This window comes from Dactylosporangium aurantiacum, assembly GCF_000716715.1.
GTDB classification, from domain to species: domain Bacteria; phylum Actinomycetota; class Actinomycetes; order Mycobacteriales; family Micromonosporaceae; genus Dactylosporangium; species Dactylosporangium aurantiacum.
This window is the reverse complement of sequence record NZ_JNYJ01000022.1, coordinates 96,649-117,498: the sequence shown is the minus strand read 5'-3', so window position 1 is coordinate 117,498 and position 20,850 is coordinate 96,649. Positions and strand designations below refer to the sequence as shown.

Genomic DNA, 20,850 nt, shown 5'->3' with positions numbered 1-20,850 from the left:
ACTCGCGCCATGGTTGAGCGCCGGGTGGTCGAGCGTCGGGTGGTGGGGCGGCACGCCTGGGTCGCGGTGCTGCTGGGCGGGCTGGTGTTGAACGTCGCGGTGCTGGTGACCGTCGTCGCGACGGAGAATCCGAACCTCGTCCCGGCGTTGATCCTGCTCGGCTCGGCGTTCGTGCCGGCGACGTTCCTCGCGTTCGCGGCCGGGCGGACCCCGCGGTGGGAGGTGACCGGCGGGCTGCTCGGGTTCATCGCCCTGGTCGGGGGCGTGGTCGGGATCGTGTTCGCGGGATGGTTCGAGTACGACGAGATGCGCGCGCTGCCGTGGCTCGGCGTCGCCGGGGTCGGGCTGATCGAGGAGGCGGCGAAGCTGGTCGTCCCGGTCGCGGTGCTGCTCGTCGCGTGGCGGCGGCGGGGCGGGGCCGCCGACGGGCTGATGATCGGGATGGCGTGCGGGCTCGGGTTCGCGGTGCTGGAGACGATGGGGTACGCCTTCGTGACGCTCATCCAGTCGCGGGGCAGCATCGGGGCGGTCGAGCGGATCCTGCTGGTGCGGGGGTTGCTGTCGCCGGCCGGGCACACGGCATGGGCGGGCCTGACCTGCGCGGCGCTGTGGGCGTTCGTGGTGCGGCCCGCGCTGCGCACGGCGCTCGCGTTCGGCGGGACGTTCGCCGGGGTGGTCATCCTGCACGCGGCGTGGGACGGGTTCAACACGCCGGTCGCGTACGCCGTCCTGGGCGTCATCTCCGTCGGCTGGCTGCTCTGGCGCATCCGCGGGATCCGGCTGACCGGCGAGCCCGCCGGCGCCCCGGCGCCGGTGTCCGCGGTGCCGCTCGCCGCGGGAGGCTGAACGCGCGCCGGGGTCCACGGCCGGTCGTGGTGGAGCCGGGCCGTCAGGGCAGGCTGAGCACGATCCGGTCGACGGACGGGGCGTGGCCGTCGGGGTTGGACACGGTGATGCTGTTGTCGCCCTTGCGGAGCTGGACCTTCAGCGCCGAGCCGGTGCAGCAGGTGGAGCCGCCGGTGAGCGTGACCGGCTGCGGGTCGCGGCCGGCGACGGTGACGACGACGGTGCGGGTGCGCTCGTTGTCGATGTTCACGTGGAACAGCCGCAGCGTGTACGTGCCCGCGACCGGCACGCTGATGTGCTGGAAGCGCAGGAAGCCGTCGCCGTCGCGGCTGTTCCAGTCGCCGATGTTGCGCACGATGGAGCCGCCGGAGGCGCCGGGGTACCGGTCGACCCACGCGGAGCCGCCGAGGGCGTTGCCGGGCGCCTCGGCCTCGAACGTGACCGGGCCGAACGCGACCGCCGGCGAGGAGGAGCGGGGCGGGCCGCTCGTGGTGCGCGACGCCGCGGGCGACGGGGAGGCGGCCGGCGACGCGGAGGAGGGTGCCGGGTCGCTCGGCGCCGGGCCGGGCATGGACACGTCGGTCCAGGAGGGCGCGCCGGCCGGGGGAGCGGCCCGCCGGGCGGGCTCGTCGTCGCCGAAGAGCGCCGCCACGAGCACGATGGACAGCAGCGACAGCGCGGTGGCGACCCCGGCGACGACGAGCCGCGACCGCCACGGCCCGAGCGCGCCGCGCAGCTGGGACGGCTCGTCGGCGGCGTGCCGGCCGTCCCGGTCCGTCACGGCCGGCCAGTCCGTTTCGCCCGGTGCCGGGTCCGCCGGCAGAGACGCGGGTGAGGACGCCGCCGAAGACGGGTCCCCTGGACCGGCGGCAGTGGCGTCCGGCGGGTCCGGGGCCGCGGCAGCGGCGGGACCGGGTTCGCCGGGCGGTGGTCGGACACCCGCGGCGTCCACGGGATCGGGGGACGGCACGGCGCCGGCCAGCCACGGTGGCACCCGCAGCGGTTCGGGGTCTCCGTCGGCAGCCGTCATGGACCACGAAGATAACGACCCCGGTGCCGGTTGGCCAGCCGACAGGTGGACCGGTTCGGGGTCACCGCGAGGTACTGTTGCCGCTGGAATGGATACGAATTCGGTGCTTCTGGACATCCGGCGCATCTACCTTGAACCCGCCGCCGCGGAGCTGCCGCGCGGGCGGGAGGTGCTGGCCCGGTTCCCCGACGCGGAACTGGTCGAGGTGGAGAGCCACCACCGGGTCCCGGAGCTGTACGGCGACGAGACCAACGTGCGCCGGTGGGTGCGGATCAAGCGCGAGGCGCTCGTGCTCGGGGTGAAGAAGTCGCTCACGGCGCGGGTCAACGGGCGCTCCGCCGACTTCATCGCCCCGTCGACGGCGAACGGGTGCGCGATGGCGTGCGCGTACTGCTACGTGCCGCGGCACAAGGGGTACAGCAACCCGGTCACGGTGTTCGCGAACATCGACAAGATCGTCGGCTACGTGCGCCGGCACGCGGGCCGGCAGGGCGTGAAGGCGGCGCCGAACGAGTGCGACCCGCGCGCGTGGGTGTACGACATCGGCGAGAACTCCGACTGCAGCGTCGACGCGCGGCTCAGCGACAACGTGCGGGACCTGGTGGAGCTGTTCCGCCAGTTGCCGAACGCGAAGGCGTCGTTCGCCACCAAACACGTCAACCGGGACCTCCTGGACTGGGATCCGCGGGGGCGCACCCGGATCCGGTTCTCGCTCATGCCGGCCCGCGACGCGAAGCTGCTGGACATTCGCACGTCGCCGGTCGCGGAGCGGATCGCCGCGATCGACGACTTCGTCGCCGCCGGGTACGAGGTGCACGTGAACCTCAGCCCCGTGGTGGTGCGCGACGGCTGGCTGGAGGACTGGGCGGAGCTGCTCGACCAGCTCGACGCCGGCATCGGCGCGGCCGCGAAGGCGCAGCTGGCCGCGGAGGTCATCTTCCTCACCCACAACCGGGACCTGCACGAGGTGAACCTCGGCTGGCACCCGAAGGCCGAGCAGCTGCTGTGGCGGCCGGACCTGCAGCAGGCGAAACGCTCCGAGAACGGGTTCGTCAACGTGCGCTACCGCACCGGCAGCAAGGGCCGCTACGTCGCCGCGCTGCTGGACCTGATCGGGCGGCGCACCCCGTACTGCCACGTCCGGTACGCGTTCTGAGGTGCGTACCGTCGAACTGCTGCCCGACGACCGGCTCGACGCGCACGTCCGGGCGCTGTGGCGGCGGCTGCGGGACGCGGGGCTGCCGAGCCTGGCCGGGCACCCGCACCCGACGAACCGGCCCCATCTCACGGTCGTGACCGCGCCGGCCCTGGACGTCGCGCTGCCGCTGCCGCTGCCGCTGCTGGCGGAGGTCGGGCCGGTCCGGTTCCTCGGTCGGGCGCTGGTACTGGAGGTCGCGGCCACGGACGGGCTGCGAGCCGTGCACGCCGCGTGCTGGTCGGCGCTGGATGACGCGTGGCCGGGGCCGGGGGAGTGGCTGCCGCACGTGAGCCTCGCCCTGAACGTCCGGCCGTCGCAGCGGGACCGGGCGCTGCGGGAGCTCGGCGACGTCCGGCCGGTGCGCGGCCGGTTCACCGCGGCCCGCAGCTACGACACGCGGACCCGCACCGTCACCGGCCTGCCCGGCTGACCGACCCGCACGGTCACCGCGCTGCCCGGCTGACCGGCCGGCGCAGGACCGCGAGGGTGGTCACGGCGAGCCCGGCGGCGACGGCGAGCCCGGCCGGGTAGCCGGTCACCGCGGCGAGGACGCCGAAGCCGGCCGCGCCGGCGCCGAGGCCCGCGTCGTAGGCGACGCTCCACACGGCGGTGACGGTGCCGTACCGGGCCGGCGGCACCGCGTCGAGCATGACGGTCAGGCTCGCGGTCTGCAGCGCGCCGAACCCGGCGCCGAACACCGCGGCGGCGGTCAGGACGGCCGCCGGGTGGGCCGCGACGGCCAGCGCGGCGAGGCCGGCGGCGGTGGCCAGCATCGCGGGCGTGAGGAGCCGCCGCGGGCCGTGCCGGTCGCCGGCCCGGCCGGCCCACCAGCGGGTCACGGTGCCCGCGAGCGCCTGCACCAGCAGCGCGGCGGCGACGAGACCGGCGCCCGCCCGCGGCAGGACGGCCGGCAGGAACGTGGCCACCACACCGGCGAGGGTGGCGGCGGCGCCGAACACGAGCGCGGGCCGGGTCAGCGCCGGCTCCCGCAGCGCCCGGACCATCCCGCCGGCGCCGGCCGGGCCACCGGTGTCGCGGCCGTCGGCGCCGGGCAGCGGCGGTAGCGCCGCCAGGCCCGCCAGGGCGAGCGCCGCCCCCGTCACGAACACGGCCGGATGACCGAAGTGCTGCGCCAGCCACAGTCCCGCCGGCATACCCACCACGGCGGGGATCCCGGCGACGACCCCCACCACGCCCAGGCCCTCGCCGCGGCGGTCCGGCGGGACGAGGTGCGCCGACCACGCGCCGCACACCACGAAGATCGTCGCGACGCCGGCGCCGCGCAGCGCGCACACCACCAGCACTATGGCCAGGTCGGTGGTGACGGTGAGGGCGAGTGCCGGCAGACCCAGCAGCACGAGGCCGGCGGCGACGACGGCCCGGTAGCCGAACCTGGCCACCACCCGCGGCAGTGCCAGCTCCGCGGCGACCGTGGCGGCCATGAGCACGCCGGTGGTGAGCCCGGCGGCGGCCCCACCGGCACCGGAGGCGGCGACGGCCGCGGGCACCGCCGGCAGCAGCGTGTAGAAGGCGGCCAGGCCGAGCAGGTCGGTCGCGGACACCAGCAGCAGCGGCCGGCTGAGCAGCCGCCGCCGGGGCGCGGTCAGGGTCGTCATGCCTTGACCGTACGAACGCAGCGGTCCCTGAAACAGTGCCGTAGTCGCACCCGGAAAGAGGACCAATTCACCCGCGGGAAAGGCGGGTGCGGGTGGGGGACCGCGTCGATATGCTGGCGGCGGCCGGTCGCGGGACTGTCCGTGCGACTTCCGGAACCCGCCTCTGAAGCGATGCTTCGCAGTTCGCGCGTCGAGCTCCCCGACCGGCCCTCAACGTGGAGGGTGATGGCCCGTGGAGTTCGCAGGGCTGGCCGAGCGGGTCGCGTGCGAGGACCTCGTCATGTTCGTCAACGCCGCCGTCACCGCCACCGGCCAGCGGGAGTTCCACACCGGCGCCGAGCGGCAGCGGCTGTCGCTGGCGTTCCTGCACGAGTACGTGCTGGTGAACTACCGCGAGCTCTACGCCGCCACCCTGGCGCTGGCCGTCAACGACCTCAACGCCGGGCTCGTCGTGCTCAACCTGCTGCGCACCGCGCAGGACGTCCCCCTGCCGCGGCGCAAGCTCGAGGGCGCGCTGATCGCGGCCAGGCTCCGGTCGTTGCCCCCGCAGCGTGTGTACCGGCTGCTGCGCGCCCTGCGGGCCGAGGGCGTCAACAACCGGCGCACCCGCGCGATCGTGCGGGACTGGGTCGCGGGCCGGCCCGACCTCGCCTTCGACGCCGTCAAGTACCGCCGCCACCTCGCCGGCGCCGCCCGCCACACGCACCTGCGGCTGCCCGACGAGATAGGCGCCGTGCTGTTCGACTGGCGGCGGCCCAAGCGGTACACCACGCCGATCCTGGAGGCGTGGCGGCGCGCGCACTACGACCAGCGCGCGGTCTACGAGCTGCCGTACACGGTCGCGGAGGGCTTCGCCGCCCGGCACCGCATCGACCGGGCCCGGCTGCTGGCCCGCGCCGGCGGGCAGCTCACCGCCCTCGAGCGGCTGCGGCTGCAGCGCGCCACCGGCGTCGAGGCGGACCTGCACCGCACCCCGCTGACCCGTCTCGCCGTGTACGTGCTGTCCCTGCCCCGGCCGGAGCGGGCCCGCCGCCGTGAGGAGCTGACCGCGGCGCTGCGCGCGGCCGCCCGCCGCGCCGCCGGTCGCCGGGCGGGCACCTGGGGCACCGTCGTCGGCGTGCTCGACGACAGCTACTCCTCCTCCGGCTCCGGCGTGAAGCGGCGCCGGCCCCTCGCCGTCGCGCTCGCCATGCACTACCTGCTGGAGGCCCTCGCCGGCCGGCACCACACGGTGTGGCTCACGCACACCGGCGACCCGCTGCTCGTGCACCCGGTCGGCGCGACCCCGCTCGGGCAGCGGCTCCTCGACGGGCTGCGGCGGCGCCCGGACCGGCTCGTCGTGGTCTCCGACGGCTGGGACAACGCGCCGCCCGGGCAGGCCGCGGAGGTGCTGCGGGTGTGGCGGGAGCGCCTGGATCCCGAAGGTCGGACCTCGGTCGTGCACCTCAACCCGGTGTACGACGCCGACACGTTCGACGTGCGCCGGCTCGCCCCGGCGGTGCCGACGGTCGGGATCCGCGACGCCGAGGACGCCCCCGCTCTGGTCGAGCTGGCCCGGTTCGCCGCCGGCACGGCGACCTTCGCGCAGCTGCGCGCGTACCTCGACGACCTGGTGGAAGGGTTCCTGCGATGATCACCGGCCTGCGGACCGGCCCCGCGCAGACCTGGGGCGCGGTCCGGCTCGTGCCGCTGCTGCGCGACGCGCCGATCACCGGGCTGCGCCTGCACGCCCGCCTGCACGACGAGGACGAGCTGTCCATTGTGGAGCTTTCGGCGCGCGAGTCGTACGTCGCCTACGTGCCGCACGCGTTCGTGGCGACGTGGACCGCGGACGGCTCACCCGCGGCCGCGTACGGCACCCAGCTCGTCGACCCGCGCGAGCCGGGCCTGCCGCGGGCGATCGGGCTGCGGTTCCGCCGCCGCATGGCCCGCCGCGAGGACCGCCGCCGGCTGCGGTTCCTGCCGCTGCACCTGGCCCTGGAAGGCTTCCTGGACCTGCAGTTCGGCGGGCCGCCGATCGCCTGGCAGGAGTGGACCCACCGGGCCGTCACGCAGGGCCTGTCACCGCGGGTCGAGGAGGCGTACGCGGGCGCGGCGATCACCGGCCTCGACGACGCCCTGCGCGTCTTCGAGATCCACCCCACCCAGTGCGGCGTGGTGCTCTACCTCGCCGACGCGCTCACCGCCGCGTTCGTCGTGCCGCACCCCGACGACTACCGCGCCCTGCACCCGACGCTGCTGCGCGACCTCTACGGCGAGCTGCTGTACCAGTACGCGTCGCTGTTCCCCGCCGCGCCGGACCTCCGGCAGCCGCTGGACGCCGCCGTGGTGTCCACTGTGGACGAACTGCAGTCGCAGCTGACCCGGGCCGCGGCCGAGTGGGCGGCGTTCCACGACGGCACCATGCTCACGGTGACGTCCGCGACGAGCCGGCCGGTGTACCGGATGGGCCGCTACACGCTGTCGCGCTTCCTGCCCCCGTTCGACCCGGCGACGGACAACCACATCGGCGAGGTCATCACCGACGAGGACGGCACCGTCGCATACCTCAAGACGTTCCGGCTGTCAGCGGCGCAGACCCGCCGCGGGCACCTGCTGTCCCGGCTCGCCGCGACCGGCTGGGACCTGGACGCGACCGCCGCGGCGCTCGGCACCGACCGGCGCGGCCTGGTGCTGCGGCTGGACCGGGCCGGCTTCGGCCACCTGCTGCGCCCCGACATCCTCGACGCCTGCCGGGCCGCCGCCCGCCGCTAGCTCACGGTGCCCGCCGCGGTGCCCGCGGGCCGGCGCACGGTTCCTGCCGCGGCGACGGCTCTGGTGCAGCGGGCGGCGAGGTGGGCGAAGGCGTCCGTCAGCGCGTCCGGGCCGACCACCTCGATGTCGGCGTCGTACCGGGCGACCGCGGCGGCGAGGCTCGGCCACGACCACGAGCCGAGGGTGAGCCGGCAGCGGTCCGGGCCGAGGTCCTCCACGACACCGTCGCGGGTGTAGCGGGCCACCGTGGCGGCCGGCAGGTCGAGCAGCACGGTGCCCTGGCAGGGCCACGCGCCGTCGGTGGAGCCGCGGAACGTGGCGATGACGTACGTGGCCACGTCGTCCGCGGGCAGCGGGCGGGGCCGGAACCGGGGGCCGTTCGGGGTGCGCGGCGCCATCCGGTCGGCCCGGAACACGCTCCACGCGTCGCGGTCGAGGTCCCAGGCGACCACGTACCAGCGGCCGTCCCAGGTGACGACGTGGTGCGGCTCGGCGCGGCGGGGCGGCCGGTCGCGGTCGCCGTAGTCGAAGCGCAGCACCTCCCGGGCGTGCACGGCGGCGCTGATCGCCAGCAGCGTGCCGCCGTCGACCGGGGCGGCCGGCCGGCTGGTGGGGCGCTGCACGGCGGTGACCCGTAGACCGTCGACGCGGCGCCGCAGCCGGGCCGGCATGACCTGCCGGATCGTGGTCAGCGCCCGGGCCGCCGCCTCGGCCAGGCCGTTGCCGGGGGTGGTGGCGGCCACCTGCAGGGCGACGGTGACGGCGACGGCCTGCTCGTCGTCGAACAGCAGCGGCGGCAGGTCGGCGCCGGCGCCGAGCCGGTACCCGCCGTCCGGGCCCTTGACCGCGGCGATCGGGTAGCCGAGCTCGCGCAGCCGGTCGACGTCGCGGCGGACCGTGCGCAGGCTGACGTCGAGGCGCTCGGCCAGCAGCGTCCCCGGCCAGTCACGGCGGGCCTGCAGCAGCGACAGCAGGGCGAGCAGCCGGGCGGAGGTCTTCGGCATGGCCTACGACGTGCCCGGCGCCCAGTCCTACGACGCCGGCGACAAGCCGGTCTTCGTGTCGGTCCGCGGCACGGACGGCGACGAGATCACCGCGTACTGGAAGGGCCTGTCGCAGGGCGCGACCGTCGTGCAGGACCTGGCCCCGGCCGGCTGGTCGCCGCTGTACGGGATGCTCAAGGACCGCTTCGGCGTCACCTGGGTCCTCGACGTCACCGGCTGAGCCGCCTCACGCCGTCTTGCTGGTCCAGACCGGTTTGTTGGCCGCCGTGTACAGCACGGCCGACGCGTCGTCCTGGACCAGCAGGAAGGTCGCGGCCTTGCCGTACGTCTTCGTGCTCCACAGCGCGGTGCCCTTGGCGTCGTAGATCACCAGGTTGCCGTCGGTCTGCATCCTGGTCGACGCGCCGGGGTGCCCGCTCGTGCCGCTGCTCCACACGACGGTCTTCGCCGAGTTGCGCAGCACCAGGTTGCCGTCGGGCTGCTGCAGCAGCGTGTAGCCGCCCTTCGCCGCCGTGCGGGACTGCCCGCCGAGCATCCGCTGCCCGACGGTCAGCCTGCTCACGCCGTGGGTCGCGGTGCCCCACAGGATCTTCCCGGCGGCGGTGAGCGCGACGTTGCCGTCGGCGTTGACCACGGCCGCCACGCCGGACGTGCCGTACGTGCCCGACGACCACAGCGGCTGCTTGTCCGTGCCGTACACGACGAGGTTGCCGTCGTTCTGCATCTGCGTCGACGCCCCCGCGTGACCACTGGTCTGCGCGCTCCAGATGACCTTCTTGTCGGCGTTGACCACCACGAGGTTGCCGTCGGCGTACTGGGCGAGCGTGAACCGCCCGTCGGCGCTGCGCCGCTGCTGCCCGGCGATCAGCGCCTGCCCCGCGTACAGCCGGCTGCGCTCCGCCTGGCTCGACCACACCTCCTGCCGGCCGGCCTGCACCACCACGGCCGTGCCGTCGTCGTGGACCTCGACCAGCGCCCCCTTCCCCCCGGTGGCGCTGCGCCACAGGACGGCGCCGCTCTTGCCGTACACGACGAAATCACCGTCGCGATTGAAGCTGGCATAGGCACCCGAGTTGCCCGGCGTCTGCGACGACCAGCGCACCTGCTTCGCCTCGTCGGCCAGGACAAGGTTCCCGTCCGGCTGCTGCGTCAGCGTGTACTTGCCGTTCGGCGACCGCAGCGCCTGCCCCGCGTTCAGCCGGAACCCGGGCTTGAGCTGGGCGGGCGGCACCGACGCGCTCGGCAGCGGCGACGCGGCGTCCCGCCCACCGTTCGGCGCCGCCGACCCGCCACCGGCCTCGCTGCCCGCCCCGGACGGATCGGCGTCCTGCACCGCCACCGGCGAGCCGCTCCCACCGGACCGGGAGAGCCTGACGGTGACGACGGTGCCCAGCACGACGAGCAGGGTCAGCCCGGCGGCGGCGAGGATCAGCCCCAACCGCCCCCGCCGGCCGGGCGTTTCCGAGACCGGCGGCCCTGAGACCGGCGGCCCTGAGACCGGCGGCCCTGAGACCGGCGGTCCCGAGACCGGCAGGGCGATGGGCGGCCCCGACACGGGCGGCCCCGACACGGGCAGCCCCGAGATCGGCGGTCCTGAGACCGGCGGCATCGGCACCGGCATGGACACCGACATGGACATCGACGGCGGCCCGGGCGGCGGCAACGACCCCACCGGTGCCACAAACACCGGCGGCGCGGGCACCAGTGGGACAGGCACGGTCGGGGCAGCCAAGGACGCGAGCGGAGCAAGCGCGGCCGGCCCGGACCCAGCGGCCGCGGGCGTGGCGGGCGCGGGCGCGGACGTGACGGGCGCGGACGTGACGGGCGCGGCGGGTGCGGACGTGGCGGGCGCGGACGCGGTCCCGGCGGACGGCATCGTCACCGCCGGCGGGACAACGCTCGCGACGGGACCGTACGAGACCGTCGGCCGTCCACCCGGCACCACCATCGGATGCTCGGCGGTGCGCTCATCGGGATCGGTCTCGCTCCACACCTCGCCCTGCGGGCCGCCCCCGGCCCCGGGCGGAGCCGCCCAGCCGGGCGCCCCCTGGTCGTCGGCCGGCCCGGACCTGGCGGGCGGAGGCCACCCGTCGCCGTTCGCCGCCATGTCACCAGCCTCCCGATCCGCATGGCCGGGGCCGCACCCGGTGAGCTGCCCCCGCAACATGCCACCGATCGAGAACCGTAACCCTTCCCCACCGCCCGCTCCACCCCGCCCCCGCACGACGGGCGCCGTGCGCGGCCGGACCGCGTCGAGCACCGACGTACCCTTGTGCCGCCCGGGCGCGGATCGTCGGCCTGGACGCGGAGGATCCGCCGACGGCAGGATCAGCGGCATGAGACCGTCCATCGCCGCCGCTGCCGTCGTTGTCGCCGCCCTGTCCGGTTGCGGTTCGACGCCGTCGGCGCCCGCCCCGGCCGCACCACCGTCGACGGCCGCCGCCCCGCCGCCGGCCGCGAGTTCGGCGGCGCCGGTGGTCGCGAACCCCTGCTCGCCGGAGAAGGACATGGGTTGCGGCACGCCGGACGCGGGTTGCGCGACGAACCGGCTGGGGAAGCAGTTCGTGCTGGACGGGGTCGTGTACACCTGCAAAGAGCCGAAGCCGTACGCCTGGCGGCGATGACGGCCACGCCGCGCGGCTGTCGTCCGCCCGCGGGTCCCGCTTCCGCGACGGTGGTGACGCGGCGTGGATGTATCGGGGTGTGGCCGGGTGGTGACAGACTGGGGCGGTGAGGGTTCGCCGCGCGCTCATGGTGTTGTGCACGGTGCTGGTCGCCGGTGGGATCTGGTTGATGACGGCGGGCCCGGAGGTCAGTGCCCGGCTGGTCAACAACGCCGCGGTGGTGGGGACCGTGATCGGGATCGCGGCGTTGTTCGCGGGGATCGCCGCGTTGCCGCGGTCGCAGGACCGGGGCGTCGACGTGTTGACGTTGCCGGCGGTGCTGAGCGCCGAGCAGGAGCGGGAGGCCGTCGACCAGATCGCGCGGGAGATGTCGTGGGTGTGGCGGCAGCAGGCGCAGCTGCGCGGCCTGCGGCAGGTCGCGGCGCCGGTGGTGGTGCGGTGGCGGTGGGCGGGCGCCGAGGTCGCCGCGCCGCCGGAGGACTTCCGGCGCGACGCGCCCGGGCTGCGCACCGAAGGGACCGCAGGGGAGCTCGGTGCGGGGCTGTACCGGCCGCTGCCGGCCGACATCCGGATCGTGGTGCTCGGGCAGGCGGGCGCCGGCAAGACCGGGGCGCTGCTCACCCTGCTGCTCGACGTGCTCGCCGCCCGGCAGGCCGACGCGGCGCAGCCGGTGCCGGTGCTGCTGTCGCTGGGCGACTGGGACCCCGACACGCCGCTGCTGCGGTGGGCGGCGACGACGATCGCCCGCGACTACGGCACGGTCGTCGGTGGCACCGGCCCGGTGCGGGTGATGGCGGAGCTGCTGCGCCGCGAGCGGATCGCCCTGTTCCTCGACGGCCTGGACGAGCTGCCGGAGCAGTCGCGCGGTGCGGCGCTGCGGGCGATCGACGACCAGGCCGTCGGGCTGCGGGTCGTGGTGACGAGCCGGCCCGAAGAGTACGCGGCGGCGCTGCGCGACGGGCAGCTCGGCGCGGCCGCGGTCGTCGAGCTGCTCCCCACCGACCCGGCGTCCGTGGAGGGTTTCCTCGTCACCGGCCGGATCGGGCCGGGCCGCGCCGCTTGGCAGGCGGTCGCCACGTACCTGCGCGACCACCCCGCCAGCGTGGCGGCGGCGACGCTGACGACGCCGCTGGCGCTGGCGCTGGCCAGGCAGACGTACGCCGCCGGCGGTGACCCGACGGAGCTGCTCGACGAGGTCCGGTTCCCGAGCGAGCGGGCGTTGCTGCGGCACCTGATCGGCAGGTTCGTCGAGCAGGCGTACCCGGACTGGGACACCCGCGACGACGCGCTGTTCTGGCTGTCGTGGATCGCCCGCCGGGTCGCCCGGCATCCCGACGTGGCGTGGTGGCGGATCCCGCTGTGGCTGCGCGACCGCCAGCACGGGGTGGGCTACGGCCTCGCCGCCGGGCTCGTCACGGCTGTGCTGGTCACGGTGGTCACCGCCGCGCTGGACTGGCCCGGGAGCACGGTCCCGGCGGTCGCGGCGGTCAACACCGGGCTGCTGGTCGGTCTCGTCGTCGGTGTCGCGGTCGGTGTCGCGGTCACCTTCGTGGTGTCCGACCGGCGGCTGCTGCGGCGCCCGCCCGGGACAGCGGCGGGCTCGCGCCGCGGCGCGCCGGACCCGCCGCCCAGCCGGTCGGTGCCGGTGCACGCACCGCGCGTCTTCATGGTGCGGCGGCCCGGCCTGCACACGTTCACGGCGATCGGGGACGCCTTCAGCGACGCGGCCGCGATCGCCTGGACGGTGGCATGGCTGCTGGGGTTGACCGCCTCGATCGGGTTCGCCGTCGCCGGGTTCGGGCAGGGCGGGTGGACGGCGGTCCTGTACGGCGTGGCCGCCGGCGTGATGGCGCTCCCGGCGGCGTTCGTGACGACGCTGGTCGCGGCCACGGCGGTCAACCTGTCCACCCGGTCGCTGACCGACTCGTCGGCCACGACGCCGGACCAGAGCTACACGGGTGACCGGGCGGTCAACGCCGCGTACGCCGCCCTGGTGCTCGCGGCCGGTGCGGCGCTGACCGCGGGGCTGCTGGCCGCCGGCTGGCTCGGCCGCCTCCCGGGGCTGGGCTGGCTGGGGATCGACGGGCGCTTCGTGACCTGGCTGCTGCTCACGGTCGGCGTCGGCGGCGGGGTGGCGGCCGCGCTCGCCATGGGGCTGGCGACCCGGGCCGTGCCGGCGCTGAAGTTCGCCGAGCTGGTGCTGTGGCTGCGGCACGGCCGCCGGCCGCACTTCCGGTCGTTGCTGGACACCGCGCTCGACCGGCAGGTCCTGCGCCAGGCCGGCGCGGTCTACCAGTTCCGCCACGCCACGATCCGCGACCACCTGGCCGCCCTGCGCGTCGAGCCGGTCCGCTGGCTGGAGCTGCGGTGGCTGCGCCCGGTAGTGCTGTGGACGGTCGGGGCGGCGCTCACGGTCGCGCTCGGCGCCTCCGCGTTCGCGGTGATCGGCAAGCCGTTCCTCGCGCTGCCCGGCTTCGTCGACAAGGTCAGCGCGTTCGCACTCGCGCCGGACGGCACCGTCGCCGCCGGCGGTGACGACGGCGCGGTTCGGGTCGTCGACGCCACCGGTGCGACGGTGCGCATCCTGATCGGGCATACCGGCCGGGTGCGCAGCGTCGCCTACGCCCACGACGGTGCCACCCTCGCCAGCCGCGGCGATGACAGCACCGTGCGGATCTGGGACGCCGCGACCGGCAGCGCACGGTGGACCCTGCGGCTGGCCGACCCGGCCGGTGACAGCCGCCTCGCATACTCGCCGGACGACCGGCTGCTGGCTGCCCCGGACGGGCGGTCGGTGCGGCTGTGGAACCCGTCGACGGGTGAGCTGGTGGCGACCCTCGCGCAGCAGAAGGAGACGGTCGAGCAGGCCTGGTTCGTCGACGGGGGCCGGACACTCGTAACCGTCGACTGGAATGGTGTGGGCAAAATGTGGCAGGTCAGCGACGGCCGGCCCGCCGGTCGGCCGGCGATGGCGGGCATGATCGCCGTGGACGGCGCCGGGGCCACGATGGTCCTGTCCGCCAGCGGCAGGCCCGGCGTTCTGGAGACCGCCACCGGCCGGACCCATCCCTTGGAGTACGACTTCGGCGCCCTCGATCCCGTGGGCTCGGACCTGGTCCTGTCGGCCGACGGCGCGCTGGTCGCCGGCCTGCAGGGCCGCGCCGGGTATCTGTGGGACGGCGCCACCGGCCGGCGGCTGCGCCGGCTCGCCGATCCGGGCCCCGGCGGGCTGACCGGCCTGACGTTCGCCCCGGACGGCCGGACGGTGCTCGCCGCGCTCGATCAGCGGGTGGTGCAGTGGCGCACCGACACCGGCGAGCTGGTGCGCACCGTGTGCCTGGCCCACACGTACCGGAGCGACTCCCGCTACACCGGTTGTCGCCGATGAGCGGGAGTCGCCCGGTGGTGATCGCCGGTGGCTACTTCAGGGACAGCATCCAGTCCCGCAGGTCGCGGGCCTGCCGGTCGAGCTCGCCGCGGGCGGCGTCGGTGCCGGTGGTGGAGGAGCCGGACAGCGCGATGATCCTGTTGAGGGACGTGGTCGCCGCGGTGTAGTCCTGCCGCAGGTACGCCGCCTGGGCCTCGTCGAGCAGCGTGGCGGCCTCCGGGTCCAGACCGGCGGTGGTGATCAGGGTGCGGGTCTGCCGGAAGGTGGAGCAGTTCGCCTCGGTCTGGCCGGCGGTCCAGTTGATGCCGGCGAGCAGGATCTTGGTGAACGACTCGCGGTAGTACTGGGCGCGGTCGTGGCCGAGGATGAGGGAGAACTGGCGGCCGCCGTCGTAGCGCTGGCACCAGGCGATCGGGTGGTCACCACCCATCAGCGGCATCGGGTTGTTGGCGGCGTTGCCGCTGTTGAGGCTGCGGCGGTACGACGACTCGTCGAGGCTCAGCAGCGTGTGCACCTCGGCCCGCGGGTTGTGGTCGAAGTTGTACAGCTCGTCGATGGTGAGCCAGGTCTTCGGCAGGTGCGCGGTGGCCGGGTTCGTGGAGTCCTCGGTGGTGACCCGCACGTTGATGCAGCTGCCGCAGGTGCCCTCGCCGTTCTGGCCGCCGGGGTGGTTGGTGAACCACGCGCCGACCAGGTCGCGGTACCAGGACACGTTGTGGATCGCGTCGGACGCGCCGTGCAGGCCGACGAACCCGCCGCCGGCCCGGACGTAGTCCTGGAACGCGGCGAGCTCGGTGGCGTTGAGGGCGTCCGCGGCCGGTGCGCTGTTGGGGTTGGTGCCGTCGACCGGGGAGCCGAAGATGATCGTCTTGTACTTCGCCAGGTCGGCGGCCGAGGTGAACGGGGTGCTGGACAGTGACGCGGGGGCCAGGCGCGGGTCCCAGATGTCGACGTCGAAGCCGTACTGCCGGCCCCACTGCTGCACGAGCAGGGCGGTGTCGGCGATGTGGTCGTGCCGGAAGCCCTTGGTGACCGAGAAGTACAGCACCCGGAAGGTGGCGCCGGGGAAGTTCGTGGAGGCCGCGATCGGGACCGCCGGCGCGATCGGGTCGGGCCCGACGGCGGGCGTGACGGTCATGCCGGTCGGCGGGTCGGCCGGTAGCTTCCCGGCGAGCTGGTCCTGCAGGTAGTGGGCGTCGCCGACGAGGGTGTCGCGGACCTCGTCGGTGTGCGACCCGCCCTGCACGGCGGCGACGAACTGGTTGAGGGTCTGCCTGGCCTGGTTGGTCCTGCCCTGCTCGGCGAGGCCGGCCGCCTCGGCGAGGGTGGCGCGCAGGCCGGTGCCGAGGTCGGCGCTGATCGCGCCGCTGGTGACGTAGCCGCCGATGAGGGTGTCGAGGTCGGTGTACGACGTGGTCACCACGAAGGTCTGGTCGAACAGCGCGGCGTTGCCGGCGGCGTCGCTGGCCATGACGCTGATCGTGTGCGGGCCGGTGGCGAGGGTGGCGGTGGCGACGGGCTGCGGGGTCGTCTCGGTCTGGTCGATCCACATGCGGTGGATGAAGACGCCGCCGGAGCCGGGTGCCGGGTCGGTCCGGGTCGGGATCAGGGTGGCGGTGTGGCCGACGTGCCCGTCGACGATGCCGGGCCAGCTGACGACGGGGGCGACGGTGTCGATCCGGACGGTGATGGTGCGGACGGACTCGGCCGCACCGTCACCGCCGACGGCGCGGTAGCCGACGGTGGTGCTGCCCTGCTGGGTGAGCTGCACCGAGCCGGTGAGCGTCGGGGGGTACGGGGCGGTCGCGGACACCGCGGTCTGGAACGGTGCCGCGTTGCCGAGCCGGTACTCCAGGCGCTGCACGCCGCTGGTCGCGTCGGTCGCGGACAGGTTGAGGGTGACCGGGCCGCGGTACCAGTTGTTGGTGCCGGTTGCCGGGGACGGGGTGAGGGTGGCCGGCACGCTGGTCGGCGCGGCCCAGGCAGGGGCGGCGAGGATGAGCGAAGCGACGGACGTGGACGCCACCGGAAGGGCGACGACCAGGCCGAGTAAGAGGCGTCGGCTGGGCATGGTGACTCCTTCTGTGCAAAGAGACACTGCGAAAACGGTGCAGCGAGGGCGCTGTGGAGGAGCACGGCAGGGGAAAGGGACGGCTGCCGGTGCGACCGGAAGGGTCCCGTCCCCCCGGCCGCACCGGCGAGCCACTCCTGCTCCGCCGCCTCCGCCCGTGGAGCGCACCACGGCCGGTTCCTCTGGACAGCGTCGCCGGAGAGTCGTCTGGCCGCGTCGGACCGGGCTGCGGTGTGCGCAGCGGATGTGTGAGCCGGAGCGCGACGGGTGCCACCTCCCGCTCGTTCACATCGTCGAAACGGCGCTGCCCCGTGGCCGACACAGTAAGAGCCTTCTGCTGGCGATGTCCAGAGCTTCAACGCAATAGGGTTCAACTTTTGCTGCACTCAGCAAAAGTGCGACCTGGCGCATTGGCAGCTGGCGCGAGGTGCCGGTGTCGCCGGGTGCCGCAGTGCGGCGTCAGAAAGGCATTGGCCTGCGAAATCGCGCAAGGTGTCGCGGCGGGGGCGACCCGATGTAACGGTCGCCGCGCGGTATTCGCTTCTTACGAATAGGGGTACCGCATCCCTGTGCAGAACGCTCAAGGCGTTCTGCTGATCGATGCTGAACTTTTGTAAGATGTCTTAAAAGTTTCGTCTAGTGCAACCAAACTTCCGCTTGGTTGGCTCTTTCCTTTTGGCGCCGGCGAGCTATACGGTGTCGGCAGCAGCTTTACCGAGCCAGTTGCTCGCCCCGCTGAGCGGGATCCCGGCGAGTGCTGAAGCGCAGCTCGGCAAGTGGCTGCGGAGTTTCGACACCCCCGTGCGCCTTCCTCTGGGCGTGCCGCACCACCACACCCGTCACCCGACCGGACGTCGTCCGGCTGCGGCTACCCCGCCGTGGCCGCGTGACGGTCCGTTCGTCCTGCACCCCGGAGGAGGTTCCATGACCAGAGGCCCAGGCCGTCGCGTCACCGCGTTCGCCGGCCTGCTCGCGGTCATTGCAAGTGTGTTGGTCGGGACGGCATCGGCGTCCGCCCCGGCGATCGCCGCGCCCGAACCCACCAGCAACGGCATCCAGTACAAGGTGCTCGTCTTCACCAAGTCGGTCGGCACGAAGCACGCGTCGACCGCGGCCGGTGTCAACGCGCTCAAGCAGCTGGGCAAGCAGCTGCGGTTCACCGTCGAGGAGACCGACGACGCCGGGAAGTTCGACGCGCCGCACCTCAAGCAGTTCCGCGTGGTCGTCTTCCTCAACACGTTCGGCGACGTGCTCGACCCGGCGCAGCAGGCCGCGTTCGAGTCGTACTACCGCGACGGCGGCGGCTTCGTCGGCGTCCACTCGGCGATCGAGACCGAGACGGACTGGTCGTTCCTCACCGATGTGCTCGGTACCAGGGCGGCAGGCGCGTCGAGCGTCACGAAGGCCACGATCAAGGTGGCGGACCGGGTCCACCCCGCGTCGGGGAACCTGCCGGAGTACTGGGACCGCACGGACCAGTGGTACAACTTCACGTCCAACGTGCGCGGCGTCTCGCACGTGCTGGCCACGGTGGACGAGAGCACGTACACCGGCGGCACGATGGGCTTCGACCACCCGATCACCTGGTGCAAGGACTACCAGGGTGGCCGCTCCTTCTACACCGGGCTCGGTGACACGCCGGCGAGCTTCGCCACGGCCGACCTGCAGGCCCACCTCGGCGGGGCGATCCAGTGGGCGGCCGGCGTGACCGACGGCGACTGCGGCGCGACCGTGCTGGCGAACTACCAGATGGACTACATCGCCGCGCCGCCGAACGTCAACGAGCCGATCGGCTTCGACGTCCTGCCCGACCGCCGCGTGATCCAGACCGACCGCCGCGGCGGCGTCCGGCTGCACGACCCGGCGACCAACACCACCCACCTGCTGGCCCAGATCCCGGTGTACATGGCGAGCGAGGACGGCATGTACGGCCCGGCCGTCGACAACGACTTCGCCACCAACCACTGGGTCTACCTGTACTACTCGCCGCTGACCATGGAGGCGCCGTACCCGCAGACGACACCGACCGCGAACTCCCCGACCACGGGCACCGACCCCAGCGTCTGGGACCCCTGGAAGGGCTACTTCCAGCTGTCGCGGTTCAAGTTCGTCGACGGCCCCACCCCGACCCTCGACGTCGCGTCCGAGCAGAAGATCATGAAGGTGCCGGTCGACCGTGGCGCGTGCTGCCACGTGGCGGGCGACATCGACTTCGACTCGAAGAACAACCTGTGGCTGGTCACCGGCGACGACACCCCGGCCGGCGGCGGCAACTCCGGCGGCTTCTCCCCGCACAACGACATGCTGACCACGACCGGGCTCTACAACGCGCCCTACGTCGACGCCCGGCGCTCCGCGATGAACACCAACGACCTGCGCGGCAAGATCCTGCGGATCACCGTGCAGGCCGACGGCTCGTACACCGTCCCGGCCGGCAACCTGTTCACCGGCACCGAGGAGGGCGGCGGCAAGACCCGGCCCGAGATCTACGCGATGGGCTTCCGCAACCCGTTCCGCATCACCATCGACGACGACGACGTCGCCTACGTCACCGACTACTCGCCGGACTCGTCGACCCCGCAGGTGTTCCGCGGGCCCGCCGGCACCGGCCGGGTGGAGATCGTGCGGCGTGCGTCCAACTACGGCTGGCCGCTGTGCTACTCGCCGGACCTGCCGTACTACCGGTGGAACTTCAACACCTCCACGCCGCTGGACAGCCCGGCGCAGGCGTACGAGTGCAACAACCCCGACCGCGGCCCGGCCAACACCTCACGGTGGAACACCGGCCTGACCTACGCACCGCCGATCGCCAAGCCGGACATCTGGTACTCGTTCCAGGACAACAACGCGGCCAACCCGCTCGGCACGCCGTGCGCGGCGTACTACACCAAGAGCCCGCCCGGCACGTGCCCGCAGCTCTTCCCGGAGCTCGGCACCGGTGGCGTCGGCCCGCACGGCGCGGCCAAGTACGACTACGACCCGGCCAACCCCAACCCGACGAAGTTCCCGGCGTACTACGACGGGTCGATCTTCTTCGGCGAGTTCACCCGCGACTACCTGCGGGAGGTCCGGCTCGACTCGAACGGGCAGGTGTTCAAGATCAATAACCTGCTCAACTGCGGCCAGGCGCCCACCACCCCGACCCGCCCGTTCATCTGCGACAACCCGATGGACATGATGTGGGGCGACGACGGCAACTTCTACCTGCTGACCTACGGTGACGGCTTCTTCGCCGCCAACCCTGACGCCGGGCTCGTCAAGTTCAGCTACGTGAAGGGCACCCGGGCGCCATCCGCGGTGCTCGGTGCCACGCCGACCGACGGCGTCGCGCCGCTGACCGTCGCCTTCTCCAGCGAAGGCTCGAAGGACCCGGACCCGGCGGACTCCATCAGGTTCGCCTGGGACTTCGACGGCAACGGCACGACCGACTCGATCGACCCCAACCCGACGTACACCTACACCAGCAACGGCGTGTACACGGCGCGGCTGACGGTCACCGACTCCAGCGGCAAGACGGCGTCGGCCAACACGACCATCACCGTCGGCAACACCTCACCGAAGGTCGACGTGACCGTACCGGTGGAAGGCGGCATGTTCGCGTTCGGCGACACGATCCCGTTCACCGTCACGGTCACCGACCCGCAGGACGGCCCGATCGACTGCTCCCGCGTCCAGGTGACCTTCGTGCTCGGCCACGACAGCCACGGCCACGCCGAGTCCACCGCGACCGGCTGCACCGGGACCCTGGCGACCTCCGAGGAGGACGTCTCGCACGGCGGCAACGTGTTCGGCGTCATCAGCGCCTCGTACACCGACCTCGGTGGCCCCGGCGGTATACCGGCGCTGACGACGGTCGACCAGGCGACCATCCGGCAGAAGAAGCAGGAGCTGGAGTTCGCGATCGACCAGTCCGGCACGAACACCGCCGCGACCGCCGACACCGGCGGCGGCCTGCAACGCGGCAGCCTCGGCAACGGTGACTGGATCGCCCTCAACGGGACCGTCAACCTCGCCAACATCAACGCGGTGACGTTCCGTACGTCCGGCGGCACGGGCCAGGTCGAGATGCGCCTGGACGCGGTCGACGGGCCGCTGCTCACCACGGTGACGGTCGCGGCCACGGCGGGCCCGACCACCTATCAGAGCCAGACGTTCCCGGTCACCGATCCGGGCGGCGCCCACCGGCTCTACCTCGTGTTCCGACCCGCTCCCGGCGGGCCGACGAACAACTTCTTCAACCTCAACTGGGTCGAATTCGGCGGGCAGGGCGTGAGCGCGCCCTGACCCGGCACCGCCTGGCGGGGTGCCCTGCCGAGCAC

At 73.8% G+C, this 20,850-nt stretch carries 14 protein-coding genes; 9 read left to right on the top strand and 5 right to left on the bottom strand.

Features of this window, described 5'->3' with window-relative positions; genetic code table 11:
- The first annotated feature begins 9 nt into the window (after positions 1–9).
- Positions 10–846 (top strand): PrsW family glutamic-type intramembrane protease, encoded by an 837-nt coding sequence (locus OP18_RS24775; RefSeq protein WP_052387255.1) that lies wholly within the window; start codon positions 10–12, stop codon positions 844–846.
- 43 nt (positions 847–889) lie between these two features.
- On the opposite strand, the gene OP18_RS24770 is transcribed toward OP18_RS24775, so the two are convergent.
- Positions 890–1,627, bottom strand: coding sequence for a carbohydrate-binding protein (locus OP18_RS24770; RefSeq protein WP_033361394.1), 738 nt, complete (start codon positions 1,625–1,627; stop codon positions 890–892).
- A 352-nt stretch (positions 1,628–1,979) separates the two neighbouring features.
- On the opposite strand from OP18_RS24770, the gene OP18_RS24765 reads away from it, so the two are divergent.
- Positions 1,980–3,032 (top strand): spore photoproduct lyase family protein, encoded by a 1,053-nt coding sequence (locus tag OP18_RS24765; RefSeq protein ID WP_245635510.1) that lies wholly within the window; start codon positions 1,980–1,982, stop codon positions 3,030–3,032.
- A 1-nt stretch (position 3,033) separates the two neighbouring features.
- Positions 3,034–3,504 carry a 2'-5' RNA ligase family protein gene (locus OP18_RS24760; RefSeq protein ID WP_033361392.1) on the top strand — a complete coding sequence of 157 codons (471 nt, stop codon included), beginning with the start codon at positions 3,034–3,036 and terminating at the stop codon, positions 3,502–3,504.
- 13 nt (positions 3,505–3,517) lie between these two features.
- Here OP18_RS24760 and OP18_RS24755 read toward each other — a convergent pair whose 3' ends face one another.
- Positions 3,518–4,690, bottom strand: coding sequence for an MFS transporter (locus OP18_RS24755; RefSeq protein WP_033361391.1), 1,173 nt, complete (start codon positions 4,688–4,690; stop codon positions 3,518–3,520).
- A 232-nt stretch (positions 4,691–4,922) separates the two neighbouring features.
- On the opposite strand from OP18_RS24755, the gene OP18_RS24750 reads away from it, so the two are divergent.
- Both OP18_RS24750 and OP18_RS24745 read left to right on the top strand, forming a co-directional pair.
- Positions 4,923–6,323 carry a hypothetical protein gene (locus tag OP18_RS24750; protein ID WP_033361390.1) on the top strand — a complete coding sequence of 467 codons (1,401 nt, stop codon included), beginning with the start codon at positions 4,923–4,925 and terminating at the stop codon, positions 6,321–6,323.
- Positions 6,320–7,444 (top strand): ARPP-2 domain-containing protein, encoded by a 1,125-nt coding sequence (locus tag OP18_RS24745; RefSeq protein WP_033361389.1) that lies wholly within the window; start codon positions 6,320–6,322, stop codon positions 7,442–7,444. Before OP18_RS24750 ends, OP18_RS24745 begins: the two co-directional genes overlap by 4 nt.
- Here the strand turns inward: OP18_RS24745 and OP18_RS24740 are convergent.
- A complete protein-coding gene (locus OP18_RS24740; RefSeq protein WP_033361388.1) occupies positions 7,441–8,448 on the bottom strand; it encodes a helix-turn-helix transcriptional regulator in 1,008 nt (335 codons plus the stop codon). The genes OP18_RS24745 and OP18_RS24740 overlap by 4 nt on opposite strands.
- On the opposite strand from OP18_RS24740, the gene OP18_RS24735 reads away from it, so the two are divergent.
- Positions 8,447–8,668: a VOC family protein gene (locus tag OP18_RS24735; protein ID WP_033361387.1), complete on the top strand. Its 222-nt coding sequence runs from the start codon at positions 8,447–8,449 to the stop codon at positions 8,666–8,668. The genes OP18_RS24740 and OP18_RS24735 overlap by 2 nt on opposite strands.
- A gap of 6 nt (positions 8,669–8,674) precedes the next feature.
- Here OP18_RS24735 and OP18_RS57515 read toward each other — a convergent pair whose 3' ends face one another.
- Positions 8,675–9,886 (bottom strand): hypothetical protein, encoded by a 1,212-nt coding sequence (locus tag OP18_RS57515; RefSeq protein ID WP_156089743.1) that lies wholly within the window; start codon positions 9,884–9,886, stop codon positions 8,675–8,677.
- A 100-nt stretch (positions 9,887–9,986) separates the two neighbouring features.
- Between OP18_RS57515 and OP18_RS57510 the strand changes: the two genes are divergently transcribed.
- Together OP18_RS57510 and OP18_RS24720 are read left to right on the top strand one after the other, a co-directional pair.
- Positions 9,987–11,072 carry a hypothetical protein gene (locus tag OP18_RS57510; RefSeq protein WP_156089742.1) on the top strand — a complete coding sequence of 362 codons (1,086 nt, stop codon included), beginning with the start codon at positions 9,987–9,989 and terminating at the stop codon, positions 11,070–11,072.
- Between the two features lie 106 nt (positions 11,073–11,178).
- Positions 11,179–14,460, top strand: a complete 3,282-nt coding sequence (locus tag OP18_RS24720) for an NACHT domain-containing protein (protein WP_156089741.1) — start codon at positions 11,179–11,181, stop codon at positions 14,458–14,460.
- 31 nt (positions 14,461–14,491) lie between these two features.
- On the opposite strand, the gene OP18_RS52955 is transcribed toward OP18_RS24720, so the two are convergent.
- Positions 14,492–16,531, bottom strand: a complete 2,040-nt coding sequence (locus OP18_RS52955; protein ID WP_156089740.1) for a ThuA domain-containing protein — start codon at positions 16,529–16,531, stop codon at positions 14,492–14,494.
- Positions 16,532–17,455: 924 nt separating this feature from the next.
- Here OP18_RS52955 and OP18_RS24710 point away from each other — a divergent pair.
- Positions 17,456–20,815 carry a ThuA domain-containing protein gene (locus OP18_RS24710; protein WP_081971061.1) on the top strand — a complete coding sequence of 1,120 codons (3,360 nt, stop codon included), beginning with the start codon at positions 17,456–17,458 and terminating at the stop codon, positions 20,813–20,815.
- Positions 20,816–20,850: the final 35 nt, after the last annotated feature.

Coding starts and splice junctions, on each gene's coding strand:
- OP18_RS24755 (WP_033361391.1), bottom strand. CDS start 4,690: ATGACGACCCTGACCGCGCCCCGGCGGCGGCTGCTCAGCCGGCCGCTG.
- OP18_RS52955 (WP_156089740.1), bottom strand. CDS start 16,531: ATGCCCAGCCGACGCCTCTTACTCGGCCTGGTCGTCGCCCTTCCGGTG.
- OP18_RS24775 (WP_052387255.1), top strand. CDS start 10: ATGGTTGAGCGCCGGGTGGTCGAGCGTCGGGTGGTGGGGCGGCACGCC.
- OP18_RS24740 (WP_033361388.1), bottom strand. CDS start 8,448: ATGCCGAAGACCTCCGCCCGGCTGCTCGCCCTGCTGTCGCTGCTGCAG.
- OP18_RS24735 (WP_033361387.1), top strand. CDS start 8,447: ATGGCCTACGACGTGCCCGGCGCCCAGTCCTACGACGCCGGCGACAAG.
- OP18_RS57510 (WP_156089742.1), top strand. CDS start 9,987: ATGGGCGGCCCCGACACGGGCGGCCCCGACACGGGCAGCCCCGAGATC.
- OP18_RS24745 (WP_033361389.1), top strand. CDS start 6,320: ATGATCACCGGCCTGCGGACCGGCCCCGCGCAGACCTGGGGCGCGGTC.
- OP18_RS24710 (WP_081971061.1), top strand. CDS start 17,456: ATGACCAGAGGCCCAGGCCGTCGCGTCACCGCGTTCGCCGGCCTGCTC.